Origin of the sequence: Exiguobacterium abrahamii (assembly GCF_015645365.1) — a bacterium.
GTDB classification, from domain to species: domain Bacteria; phylum Bacillota; class Bacilli; order Exiguobacteriales; family Exiguobacteriaceae; genus Exiguobacterium_A; species Exiguobacterium_A abrahamii.
Window position 1 is genome coordinate 1,511,802 of the sequence record NZ_JADOYC010000001.1, and the last position, 12,630, is coordinate 1,524,431.

Below are 12,630 nucleotides of genomic sequence, written 5' to 3' on the forward strand. Positions count from 1 at the left end.
TTTGGGATGTTTTAGCTATTGATTGTGATAGAATGCTAATGGAAGATAACGCTTTCATAAAATATCACCTAGTAGGAGGTCCCTTGATTCCATGCTGTTTAAATCTGTTCTCCGGGTGCTCCAATTCGGGCACACTGTACTTCCGAAGAAACCAAAGAAACTTAAACGATCGGTGTTAAAAGAGTCGTTACAGATTCAATCCTCACCGACAGACTATACGCTATCCGGTCAATTGAACGATCCGTTGCTGACGATCACGTCCTTACTCATTCGCGATCGTTTGCAAGAGACGGTCCTTGAAGTGCCGAACCAACAGCCCGATCATCGCTTCTCTTTCCAACTGCCGCATACGCTCGTCTCTCAGCTGAGTCAACATGCTGCTCAGATGCAGGATGCGGACGTTCCGACAGTCGAAGAGGATGGTCTCGTTGAAATCGAGTCTGTCGAAGCCTATCAAGAGACTGCCTATCCAGTCGGTCGTTTTTCACTCTGGCTGACGTTTACGAAAAAAGTCGAACACCTCACACCAGAACAATTACACAAATGGGAGTCTGACGGCTTACCGAGTCATGCTACGCTCGATGCATCCGTCTTCACCCGTGAGATTTTGTTAGGACGTTTCCTTGACACGCAGATTCCCGCGCCGGTCGCGCCATTGATGGATGAGACGTCCAACGATTTCGTCCAGTTGTATACGGATTTAAAAGGCAACCTGCGTCTATTGTTGAATAAAGAACCGCAGATGAAGCCGAAGATTCAGATTGATGCGGTCCGCAATGAGACGAAAGCGACGACAATCATCAGCGGGAAAGCCTTTACCCGTCACGCGTTCATCAAGACGGGACGATTGCTCCTCGTGCACCGGGAAAGTGGCAATCAAGTTCCGGTCCCGATCGATTGGTTGTACCAAAATGAGACAAGTGCGAAAAAATTCGGATTGTATCGTTATCACTACACGGCGACGATCCACTGGTCGCAACTCTATCAAGCAGCGCAATTACAAGAAGGGGTGTATGACGCCTTCGTCGCACTCGACTTCTATCACCGGTCGGAACCAAAATTACACCGTCTCGGTCGCGCCCGGTACATCACGCGTCAACTGACACCGGAAGCGTTAGGGAAAGATGATACGTCGACGATGCACATCATCCCGTACTACACGGTCGGTCACCGGAATCTATCGTTTGAGATGACCGAGTTTACGAATGAAAATTACGCCTATCTGAATCACCTGATGACGTTCGCCCCGCTCTACCGGCTGTTTGCCGAGAAGAACACGTGGCTTGTCGGAGAACGTCCCTATAAAGCGCAGGACAACGGATATCACTTCTTCAAGTACATGCGCGAAACCTATCCGGAGCGACCGGTCTATTACGTCATCGATCCGACGTCGAACGAATACGCACAAGTCGCTCCGCTCGGAAACGTCTTGCCGATCAAATCGAAGGAACACATCTATCACTCGTTGATGGCGAAAAAGGTCATCGGGACACATCATGCGGAATACTTGTATCCGCTCCGGTCCGAACCGTTCAAACGGAAGATGCGGGCGGATCGTGTCTTCATCCAACACGGGGTTCTCGGAACGAAGAACATGAATGACCAATACGGGAAATTCGCCGCTGCCTTCGATACGGATCTGTTCCTCGTCAGTTCCGAGCGTGAGAAACGACTTGTCACACAAGACATGGGCTACGCTGAGCGAGAGGTCAAAATCACCGGTTTGTCTCGTTTTGATGCCCTCTTGAACGACGACGTTCCAGTCAAACGTCAGATGCTCGTCATTCCGACGTGGCGCTCGTGGTTACAGACGCCACTCCAGTTCTTCGAATCGGAATATTATCAGCAGTACCAAGCGTTCCTATCGAGTGAGCGTCTGCATGCATACGCAAAACAACATCGTCTCGAGATCGTCCTTTGCCTGCACCCGAACATGCAGCAATACTCGAGTCACTTCGAGAACTTACCGATCACGGTCATCCATCAGGGCGAACGTGATGTCCAAGGGTTGTTAAAAGAGAGCCTCTTGCTTGTCACCGACTACTCGAGTGTTGCCTTTGACTTCAGTTTCTTGAAGCGACCGGTCCATTACCTGCAATTCGATCCGAAACGCTTCATCGGTCCGCTCGGTTCGTATCTCGATCTCGAGAACGAATTACCGGGTCGGATTTCAAAGACGATCGATGACTTGTTCGAGGATCTCGATGCGACGGCACGCCGTCATTTTGAGATGGATGACGAATTCAAACGCCGCGCTGACGTCTTCCTGACGAAAACGGATACTACCTATTCCGATCAGGTCTATCAAACGATCGCGAACTATACGAAGCAGACGAGTCTTTTAGAGAAGATTCAGACGAACGAAGCGGCGAACATCCTCTTTAAGATCTATCGTCGGAGCCGCTTCTACTTCCCGACGATGAAGGCAGGATATCGACTCATGCAACGCGTCTTACCGGTCGACCAGAAACTTGTCGTCTTCGAGAGCGGTCTCGGTAAACATTACGCGGACAGCCCGCGTTACATTTACGAAGAACTGAAGAAGCAAGCACTCGGCTATAAAGTCGTCTGGATCTATAACAAAAAGCTCTATCTGAGTGATCCGAACGCAAAAGTCGTCAAACGCCTGTCTCCCGCCTACTTCTATTACATGGCGACGGCGAAGTTCTGGGTCAACAATCAGAACTTCCCGCACTACATGACGCGGCGGAAAGAGACGACGTACATTCAGACGTGGCACGGCACACCGCTGAAGAAGATGTTGTTTGACTTAGATGAGATCCATGGACGGGATGAAGGCTACGTCGAACGAGTGACGAATTCGATCGCGCAATGGAGCGTCCTCTTGTCTCCGAGTCCTTATGCGACGAACATCTTTAGAAGTGCATTCCAGTATAGCGGTCCTGTCGTCGAATCCGGTTATCCGCGAAATGATCTCTTCTTTACGGCGAATGATGAAGCAACAATTGAACGGATCCGGACACAGCTGCAACTGCCGGAAGGCAAAAAAGTCATCTTGTATGCACCGACCTTCCGCGATCATCAATCGCTCGGGAAAGGGAAGTTCTACTTCGATTATCCGTTTGATTTCGACCGGGTCGCGGAAGCGTTAGGCGATGAGTACGTCTTCTTGATTCGGACGCACGTGCTCGTCACGAAAAAGCCGAAGATTCCGGCACAGCACCGGGAACAATTTATCGACGTGACGGCCTATCCGGATATTCAAGAACTGTATTTGATCACGGATCTGTTGATCACGGACTATTCTTCCGTCTTCTTCGACTTCGCGAATATGAATCGACCGATGATGTTCTATGCGTATGACCTTGATCTCTACCGGGATACGCTGCGCGGATTCTATCTCGATTACTACAACGATCTTCCGGGACCTATCTTAGAGACGGAAGAGGCTTTGCTTCACGCCTTATCGGACATTCCGCGTCTGACGAAAATATATCAAGCGCAACTCGATACGTTCCGTGCAACGTACGGTCCGATGGAGGACGGCTTCGCCGCTTCCCGTGTCGTCGATGCGTACTTCGGGACGAATCCACAGGTTCGCACGGAAGCACTCGAATTACGTGAGCAACCGGACGGCAGTTATTCTGTTTAATTGTTTCAATCTGTTGAATAAACGCTCCCTCTCAAAACAGACGGTTTCATTCTTTCAACCGTTTATTTTGAAGGGAGTTTTTCTGTGTTTTCGTTCAGCCCTTCTGCATAGTTCATACGTTAAGTGATGCTAAGAATAGGAAAACGGCTTGAGTCCAGTAGAATTAAGGACTCAAGCCGTTTCATTACGTTGCTTATTCGTTTGACGGGAAAATCGAGCATTTACGTAGTCGATCGGATGATATTAGCTATTGACCTCAATGGTGTCTTGAATAATGTAGTAGAGAAAATCGGAGAACGATTTGAATGCATCACGATCATCATAGTCTTCTTCCGGTACGTTCACTTCTCGATACACTACTTTAGGCTCACCATTCACTATATGTTTGAAATCAATACACGCATAAAATTCCTCAAGGTCGTCAAAATAAAAAGCCACTAGATGTTTTGAAAGAGCATGCTCAAATTCTGTTGGATGATACAATTCGAGATTCGTTTTTACTAATTCCTCATTGAACATCGTAAAAAACTGGTTGTCTCCAAAGATACCCCCTCCGAATTCTTTCAAAAAAGTCACGTAACTTTCAGGTAAGGTGACGTTTAACTCTTTTTCAATCACCTCGACTTCAGCGTCCGAAATCCCTTCTCCAAACTCAGATAACTCTGGATGTGCATGGATCAACGCTTTTGCTTCGGAATAAATATTCTTATGCTTTGTCTTGATCGCACTCACCTTTTCGATTGGAATAGAGGATTCGTCCTCTATATCCTCTAAATACGTTGACACGCCACTATCACACACTTCAAATAATCTTTCCGTGAAGGAATCTGCATAATATGGTTCATCACTTGGATAAAAACATACTTTTGCCTCTTGATCATTGTAGGTCAAGGCTTGTAAGTCTAGACAAATGAGCGATGAACTAAAATCTTCCATTTGTATTCCGATTAAATGTGAAGGAACTTCACTTTGAGATTTGCTACGGAGTTCCTCGTTATATTTTTCAAGTCTAAATACAAGATCTAACTGGTTGTTTGATGGACTGATTCCCCAGATCTCTTCATCATGCGTAGCCAGATAACTAAACTTTTTTAGAAATTCTTTGTACATTGGCGGAAACGTGATCTGAAGACGATGTTCGACTTCAAGAATCTCATTTTCCGTTGACCCATTCCCCACTATGAAAGCTTGTGGGTATTTTTCGATTAGTTTTAAGCACCGATTGAACTTTGCCTTAATATTTGCCATGGTTTCTTTCATTGCCTCCTCGTTAAGCTTCACGACACGCTCTCAATTTCTATTGGTTCGTGTTAGCTGTTGTACTCGCTAATTTGTCCGCGAGCACTTCGTCGAGCTTTTTCTTGAACATCGGAGCAAAGCTTTCCGCATACGTATTCGTCATATGGCTGTTGTCACGATAGATGACGACATTGCCGATGACGGGGCGATACTCACCTTTGACATGGAAGTAACGCGTCAAATCCAGCTTATGGAGCGACTGATTCGTTTTTTCGAACTGTTTCCAGTACGCCTCATCCGTTTGGTTCGGTTGTGTATTCATCTGTTTCGTCGTATCCGCGATGCTTGTCGTCTCGAGCGCCTCGAGTACGTTGAAGTCATACCGTGGATTATCCCGGAGTGCTAGACCATCGATCCCATACTCGTCCTTGACGAACTGCATCTGGTCGACCATTTGTTGATGGATGCTGTCTTTTGAAGCATCCGCTGCTGTTACGTGTGAGATGATCAAATCGACGTCAGCATCCTTCAAATAGTTCAAGACGTTCTGGTTCCAGATTCCTTTTAAGGAGTCCGGTTCATAGCCGGTCGAAAAACGTGTTCCTGACCGCGTCAGATTGAGTAAACGGATGTCCGTTCCTTTGATCGCTTCATGTAATGCACCGAACCATTGCTCCGAGTGCGAGCTCCCGACGAGCGCAATCGTCGCTTTATAATCCTTCGTCTTTCCATATTCGCCGACTTTCGCTTCCGTCTTTTGCAGCCCTTGGTTGCTACCATCCGTATGGACGAGCGGTAAGTCATTGAAGACGTTCGCATAAGACGGGAACGGATCTTGCTTCGGTACAGGCAGTGTCTGTTCGATCGCTAAAGCACCCGGATACTTATTCTTGCTGACCGCTCGTTTCAGCTCTTGCTCTTCCATATAAGCGAGTCCGAGTAAGGATCCAATCAACAAAACGTTGACCATCAACAGCGCACCTAGCTTCTTGAACGCTGTCCGATTGACGGTCGAAGTCCGAATCGGTTTCTCAACCCATTCCGTCATCAAGTAGGATAAACCGATCGATGCAACGATAATCAGTGTACCGACGAGCAGACCTGGCGTTTGTTGAACATTGTAGCGATAGAACTCAAGCAACACCCAGTGCCAAAGATAAATCCCGAACGCGATTCCGCCGAGTTTGACCATCGGCTTTGATCCGAGGAATCGTTTTAATCCGAATCGTGTCTCTTGCGTTCCTGATAACACGATCATCAAAGCACATGTCATCGGCCAGAGTGCGATATAGCCAGGGAACATTTGCGAGACGTTAAACAGAACACCAGTCGTCAGCAAGCCAAGCAAACCGACCCAGCCGATGATCGTCGCTATCCACTTCGGAACACGAATCGCCGATAAGTTCACACATAACAGACTACCTAAGGCAAATTCCCAGACCCGCGTCGGCGTAATGAAATACGCCCACGGCTGATTGGCTTCTGTCAGGTAGATCGAGTACGCGAGTGACGTGACGAATAGGAATCCAAGCAACCCATTTAAAACGGTTTTAATCGATCGAATCTGATACTTGTTCATCATCCATAAGATGAACGAGAATAAGACGAACCAAATCATATAAAACTGCCACTGGATCGATAGCGCCCAAAAATGTTCAACGGGTGACTTCATCTGGGTCGCGTCCAAGTAATCCGTACTCGAGACGGCGAGTTGCCAGTTTTGATAAAAGAACATCGAGGCGACGACTTCACGAATTGTTTTCCCGAGAATGGATGCCGGTAATAAAAATGTGCTTAGTACTAACACGACGCCTAAGATGAACAAAACGGATGGCAAGAGTCGTTTCAGCAACTTTGTGACGTACGGCAGGAATTTGAACTCCCCTGTCCGGTTGATCGTCGAGATGATCGATGTCGTGATCAAAAAACCAGAGATGACGAAGAAGACATCGACACCTCCTGAGACACGATTGAACCAAATATGATAGATTGCGACGAGTAAGGCAGCTACCGTGCGTAACCCTTCGATTTCCGGGCGAAACCGGCTTTCAATATCAATCCGTTTCTGACCCGGTTGACCAGATACTTTCCATTCCTGCATGCTTCTATGTCCCTCCATCTACTTCTACACCTACGAATCCTGACGATTGCAGCGCATTTCTTGTACAGTTCGGTATGTACTCACCATTTTAAGAAAACGTTTCCATTCACTATGATAGAACATATTTCAAAAAATACAATGCTACTGAACTATATTGCCGCAAGAAACTTGGAAAATATGTAAAAGAAGTGCACTGATGAAAGATTACGTTAGAAACCGGTATAAGTAGTCGGCAAATATCCGTTGCATGACTTTTAATTGGTGTATTATAAAGTTAATTTAAAAAAATGAGTTTTTGGAGTGATAATAATGGAAGATAAGGAAGAAAAAGCACCTTATTATTTAAGAAGAATCCCCTTCTTTATTATTTCTTATTTATTTGCACCTTTAGCTTACATCTTACTTTTCATCAAATGGCGTACATTAGATTCTTCCGTACGAGATGCACGACTAATTGTCGCATCACTATTTTTACTACTCTTCATCGTTGATTTTTTTCCAACTGGTATTTATCAAAACATCGTACTTGCTACCGCCATCACAATAGGTTTATTTATTACCTTTGTTGGATTAGGTGGCGGAACAAAATAGCTCGTTAACCGTACACCCGGATTTAAGAACGTCGTTTTGTTCCGAATCTTATCAATCCATTTCATTTTCTATTATATATTTCCATTTTAAATGTTCATTATTGAAGTACTTAAACAAACTATTTACGAGAAAAGATGATGAAGATGTGGACGTGAATCGAGGATAAGCTGTACAAACGAAAACATTGCATGTGAAAACGCAGATTTTTCGTTCGATGATGAACGAGATATCTGCATTTTTTATAAGAATCGTACCAAATAATCAGAAAAAATTTTCGTCATGACTTTCGGTGTGTTCTCGATATAGATCCGCATCTGTTCGACGTTTGCTTCGACAGCATTTTCTTCTTTCTCTTCGGTCGGAAAATCGGAGATGCCTTTGATGATGATACATTCGACTGCATTTTTCTGACAGATGTACGCGATAGCCCCCGCTTCCGTATCGGCAATCGTCAATCCGTTATCCCGCAGTTCGATATAGTCTCGCCACATGACGACAGCACGGTCTGCTGTTCCGATCGTTCCGAGATGAAAGTCGTTGCCATACTTCGATACATCGAGATCGACGGCGAACGAGGGTTTGATCAGTGGTTCAATCTCTTTGACCGTGCAATCATATTGAACGGCACGATCCGAAACGATGATGTCAAGTACGTCGTACCTCGGGTCAATCCCGGCACACGTTCCGGCAACGATGACCTTCGTCAATGAGAAACGGAGGATCATATATTGATTCGCTCCGATACCGTTTACTTTTCGAACGCCCGTGCTGTAAAACAGAAGTGTCTTCCCGTTTATCTCACGCGTGAAGTATTCACCATACGGATAAGTGATTCTTTCCTCAGGCGAGACATGAAAATACGCCAGTGTCGCGTCAAACTCCCATGTGGTGGCGATGCTGATTCCGATCATGTCGTATTCCTCCTTTTAAGTTTTGCTACCCAATGTATGTTTTATTTTACGATAACTTATTCTGTTTTAAACTGATTTTTCCCAGAAGATAGCAATTATTATCAAAAAGCGTTTACCGTTCGAGTCTATAATAAAGAGGTAAACAAAACAGAAAAGGAGTCCTGCCGATGATTCTCGATATATTGACGTCCATTGTTGCGGAAATATTGCATAGTCAGATGTACTCGCCTTCTACGAAGCGCTCGGAATTACCTGAACGATGACTGTCATTGATGTCATTCTTAAAGATATTGAAGCGCACCTATTTGATGATTGGCTGGTGGAACAACTAGCAGAGCGCCATCACTACTCCACTTTTCATTTCGGACGACTCTTTAAACGGCAAGTCGGTCAGACGATTGGGGAATATGTCCGTTTACGCCGTTTGTCGGTCAGCGCCACTCTTTTAAGAGACGGCGTCGACTTACTCGAGGTTGCATTGATGTGTGGGTATCAGTCACAAGAAGCCTATACGCGGGCGTTCAAAGGGTTATATCATTTACCTCCACGAAAATATGTAAAGCTGATGGAACTAATGACGAATAAGGAGATGATTCAAATGGAAGAACAGCATATAGAAGGTTGGTTCTTAAGCGGTAGTCATGCCGGATCCTATACGCTTAAGACCGATTCAGAGATTGTCCATCAAGGACGTAGCTCTGGAAAAATCAGTTTTACGTCTGACACGGAAGAAGCGGGCATGTTCGGGACGATGATGCAAAGCATACAAGCTACTGCTTATCGAGAGAAGCGAATCATGGTCGCGGGTTTTTTGCGAACGGAAGCAGTCGAAAGGGCAGCCATCTGGTTTCGTGTTGATGATGTTCATGGTGACCCGGTACAGTTTGATAACATGACGAATCGTGGATTGACCGGTGACCAGGACTGGACGTATTGTGCCTGTGTTCTTGATGTTCCCCTCGAAGCTGCATCGCTTCACTTCGGTGTATTACTAGAAGGAAGCGGAACCGTTTGGGCAGATTCATTCACCTGTCATGAAGTTCAGACATCTATTCCATCTACAAATCAATTACATCAGGAGATTCTTCCGTTACATCCGACAAATTTGTCGTTCGATGTGATCTTTTAGTGAGAATACAAAAGATCCAACGTAGAAGAACCGTTTATCGGTCTTCTGCGTTGAATCATTTTTTTTTGCTCACATCATGACAACGCATCAATCTCTTTTTGGCGCAAGATCTCCGCAATCTGATGGTGTTCGTTATCCAGTGCCGCATCACGCGCTGTCCGTCCGTCTTCATTTCGATGCAGTGGATCGGCTCCATAAGAGAGCAATAACCGGACGACCCGTTCATAGCCGTAAGCACTCGCTAATGCGAGGACTGCCGTATCGCCATCCGCGACGTTTTCCGCTTCGATGTCAGCTCCTGCCTTTAGAAGCACTTTGACCGCTTTCGGATGATTATTCCCGACTGCGAGATACAGCGGAGTGAATCCATCTAATCCGACAGCATCGACTTCTGCTCCTGCCTCCAGCAATAGCTGGACTTTTTTCGACTTACCTTCCTGCGCAGCATAATGTAGCGGTGTCACACCTTCCCCGTCATCGGTCCGTTGATGTAACAACTCGACGTTCTGCGCTAGTTTCCGTAAGACTTTTTTATTGCCGCCCCGACCCGCTACTAAATGAAGCGCTGAGAATCCGTGTTCATCTAAATCAAGATGAGCGCCTCGCTTGATCAAAAGTAACGCAATGTCGGTCTTTTGATCATAAAGCGCAATGTGCAACGGTGACATCCCGTCCTGATTGGGAAGGTTGACATCTGCGCCATGATCGAGCAACAATTCGACGATCCGTAGGTACCCTTCCTGAATCGCCCAATGAAGCGCCGCAAATCCTTCTTCATCCAGTTCGTTCAGATCGTCACCACGTTCGATGCAGCGCATTACTTGTTTTCGTTTGCCCAAAAAAGCAGCATCTTGGATGGATCGTTTCGTCATGTCCGTTCGCCCCTCACCTGTTCCGTCGTTGTTCTCATTTTACAACAACAATCAGTTGTCATGCGCAAAAACGCCTTCGAACATCTGATGTCTTTTGTACCAAGTTCAGTTCGTCACTCATGACATTTATCAATTTTAGGGAGATCGTTAGAATTAAAAGAAAAATAATCATGATCAGAGCATAGATAAACATCGTGAAAATAATGGATTCGTCATATCGTAATATATTTCACTTGATCACTTTGTATAGAAGAAAGCCCATATTATGAAGCACATGTGGGCTTTCTTCTATCGTGTACTCAGCAATAGAACAATTGAATACTTTATTGATTTGATGTGTTTTTTTTGAGAGATTTTTTAGAAAAAACACCTTCCGTTATTAGGAAAATGACAGCAATTGCCACAGACTTTATTCCATATTCGACCCATGTATCCGTCGACTTCGGCATTCCTTCAAAAAACATTAGAAAAATAAGAAAAAACATTGCTGCGAAAACACTTTCTAAAATTTGATTTTTCATCTTTCTGTATCACCTCTCAATTCTCCATACTTTATTTTACTTTTATAAAAGTAAAACATTTCAATTTTACTATATTTATATAATTACATTTATTTTTTACCAATTCAACTTAAAAAAAGGTTTATCCTATTTTTAACGAGGAGGCAATTACGTTCTACCTAACAATTTATGGAACGAAATCAACAATTTCTCGTTTGATTTGGATGAATTGAGAAAAAGTATCACATAAGCAATTTTTTCGCTCAAAATCGCCTTCTAGAGAAAAATAAGCAGGAGTAGCTGTGCGAAGCTTGACCCTGATAAATGATTCGAGACGAACGAAAAAGCGCAATCCTTCTCAATTAGAGAAAAATTGCACTTTGTCTTCAGTCTGAATCGACTAACTTCAGGTGGTCTTTCGTGTATCTCTTACTTTTCACTCGACTTATCCTGCAGGGAGCGCTCTACCAAAAGCACGAAAACGACTGCTGTTAGGACGCCAAGCACGCCTGGTAACACGGAAACGATTGGATCACTGAAAAATGCCGTTGGGATGAGTGCTGTCATTCCCCACTTCACACCCTTCAAGATCGCAAGCGATAGGAGTAAGATCAGGAAGATTGTTTTCTTTTCGACACCTGTGAAAAATTGTCGTTCTGCTTTTTTATCAGTCCTCATACCGAGCCACGTTAACATATGTAGCACCTCTCTTCTCCTTTTTTCTACGTTTCGACTAGACGGATTGGTTTCATGAATTACAAAAAAACCACTCTGAATCATGTCAGAGTGGTCCATCATGTTAAATGTCTAGTGTCTTGATGAAAGCTTTCAGCTCGTCACGCATCTCTGCATCTTTCAAGGCATACTCAATCGTCGTCTTGACGAAACCGAGTTTCTCTCCGACGTCATAACGGTTACCCTCGAAATCATACGCATAGACTTGGCTATCCGCATTCAATCGCTCAATCGCATCCGTTAATTGAATCTCACCGCCTGCCCCTTCTCCTTGATTCGCTAGATAATCAAAGATATCCGGTGTCAGCACGTAACGTCCCATGATCGCGAGGTTCGATGGTGCTGTGCCTGGAGCCGGTTTTTCGACGAATTTCTTCACGTCATACAGTCGTCCGTTTTGTGAAACAGGATCGATGATGCCGTAACGATGCGTATCTTCCGGACGGACTTCTTGTACACCGATGACTGATTTTTCCGTCTGCTCGTAGACGTCCATCAATTGTTTGATTGCCGGATCATCCGACTCGACGATATCGTCCCCGAGTAAGACTGCGAACGGTTCGTTCCCGATGAATTGTTTTGCCGTCAAAATGGCGTGACCGAGACCTTTTTGTTCTTTTTGGCGGACATAGAAGATGTTCGCGAGGTTCGTCGAGAATTGAACCTTCTCGAGTAATTCCGTCTTCCCGGAGTTCTCGAGCGTGATCTCGAGTTCTTTTTGGTTATCGAAATGATCTTCGATGGCCCGTTTGTGTTTCCCTGTGACGATGATGATATCTTCGATGCCGGCTTTTGCCGCTTCTTCGACGATATACTGGATCGTCGGTTTATCGAGAATCGGTAACATCTCTTTTGGCATGGCTTTTGTCGCAGGCAAGAAACGTGTCCCGAGTCCTGCTGCTGGAATAATGGCTTTCGTGATTTTCTTCATAACGTTCA

Annotated in this window: 9 protein-coding genes; 3 read left to right on the top strand and 6 right to left on the bottom strand. The window is 45.1% G+C overall.

The genetic code is table 11. The features are described from left to right. The first annotated feature begins 91 nt into the window (after positions 1-91). Positions 92-3,613: a CDP-glycerol glycerophosphotransferase family protein gene (locus ITJ88_RS07895; RefSeq protein ID WP_195865252.1), complete on the top strand. Its 3,522-nt coding sequence runs from the start codon at positions 92-94 to the stop codon at positions 3,611-3,613. A 243-nt stretch (positions 3,614-3,856) separates the two neighbouring features. Here ITJ88_RS07895 and ITJ88_RS07900 read toward each other — a convergent pair whose 3' ends face one another. Then, entirely contained in the window at positions 3,857-4,873 is a 1,017-nt protein-coding gene (locus ITJ88_RS07900; RefSeq protein WP_195865253.1) for an SMI1/KNR4 family protein, read from the bottom strand. A 37-nt stretch (positions 4,874-4,910) separates the two neighbouring features. Then, on the bottom strand, positions 4,911-6,953 hold the full coding sequence (locus ITJ88_RS07905) for an acyltransferase family protein (RefSeq protein WP_195865254.1): 2,043 nt from the start codon (positions 6,951-6,953) through the stop codon (positions 4,911-4,913). Positions 6,954-7,262: 309 nt separating this feature from the next. Between ITJ88_RS07905 and ITJ88_RS07910 the strand changes: the two genes are divergently transcribed. Beyond that, entirely contained in the window at positions 7,263-7,544 is a 282-nt protein-coding gene (locus ITJ88_RS07910) for a hypothetical protein (RefSeq protein ID WP_195865255.1), read from the top strand. A 239-nt stretch (positions 7,545-7,783) separates the two neighbouring features. Here ITJ88_RS07910 and ITJ88_RS07915 read toward each other — a convergent pair whose 3' ends face one another. After that, on the bottom strand, positions 7,784-8,455 hold the full coding sequence (locus ITJ88_RS07915; RefSeq protein ID WP_195865256.1) for a 5'-methylthioadenosine/S-adenosylhomocysteine nucleosidase family protein: 672 nt from the start codon (positions 8,453-8,455) through the stop codon (positions 7,784-7,786). A 259-nt stretch (positions 8,456-8,714) separates the two neighbouring features. Between ITJ88_RS07915 and ITJ88_RS07920 the strand changes: the two genes are divergently transcribed. Beyond that, positions 8,715-9,584, top strand: a complete 870-nt coding sequence (locus ITJ88_RS07920) for a helix-turn-helix transcriptional regulator (protein WP_195865257.1) — start codon at positions 8,715-8,717, stop codon at positions 9,582-9,584. Between the two features lie 74 nt (positions 9,585-9,658). Here ITJ88_RS07920 and ITJ88_RS07925 read toward each other — a convergent pair whose 3' ends face one another. From ITJ88_RS07925 to galU, 3 genes are all read right to left on the bottom strand, one after another. Then, on the bottom strand, positions 9,659-10,456 hold the full coding sequence (locus ITJ88_RS07925; RefSeq protein ID WP_195865258.1) for an ankyrin repeat domain-containing protein: 798 nt from the start codon (positions 10,454-10,456) through the stop codon (positions 9,659-9,661). Positions 10,457-11,385: 929 nt separating this feature from the next. After that, positions 11,386-11,661, bottom strand: a complete 276-nt coding sequence (locus ITJ88_RS07930; protein WP_195865259.1) for a hypothetical protein — start codon at positions 11,659-11,661, stop codon at positions 11,386-11,388. 94 nt (positions 11,662-11,755) lie between these two features. Beyond that, on the bottom strand, positions 11,756-12,622 hold the full coding sequence (gene galU / locus ITJ88_RS07935) for a UTP--glucose-1-phosphate uridylyltransferase GalU (protein ID WP_064300048.1): 867 nt from the start codon (positions 12,620-12,622) through the stop codon (positions 11,756-11,758). Positions 12,623-12,630: the final 8 nt, after the last annotated feature.

Excerpts from the sequence above, each read along its gene's own strand:
- ITJ88_RS07895 (WP_195865252.1), top strand. The coding sequence starts at position 92 with ATGCTGTTTAAATCTGTTCTCCGGGTGCTCCAATTCGGGCACACTGTA.
- ITJ88_RS07900 (WP_195865253.1), bottom strand. The coding sequence starts at position 4,873 with ATGAAAGAAACCATGGCAAATATTAAGGCAAAGTTCAATCGGTGCTTA.
- ITJ88_RS07905 (WP_195865254.1), bottom strand. The coding sequence starts at position 6,953 with ATGCAGGAATGGAAAGTATCTGGTCAACCGGGTCAGAAACGGATTGAT.
- ITJ88_RS07910 (WP_195865255.1), top strand. The coding sequence starts at position 7,263 with ATGGAAGATAAGGAAGAAAAAGCACCTTATTATTTAAGAAGAATCCCC.
- ITJ88_RS07915 (WP_195865256.1), bottom strand. The coding sequence starts at position 8,455 with ATGATCGGAATCAGCATCGCCACCACATGGGAGTTTGACGCGACACTG.
- ITJ88_RS07920 (WP_195865257.1), top strand. The coding sequence starts at position 8,715 with ATGACTGTCATTGATGTCATTCTTAAAGATATTGAAGCGCACCTATTT.
- ITJ88_RS07925 (WP_195865258.1), bottom strand. The coding sequence starts at position 10,456 with ATGACGAAACGATCCATCCAAGATGCTGCTTTTTTGGGCAAACGAAAA.
- galU (WP_064300048.1), bottom strand. The coding sequence starts at position 12,622 with ATGAAGAAAATCACGAAAGCCATTATTCCAGCAGCAGGACTCGGGACA.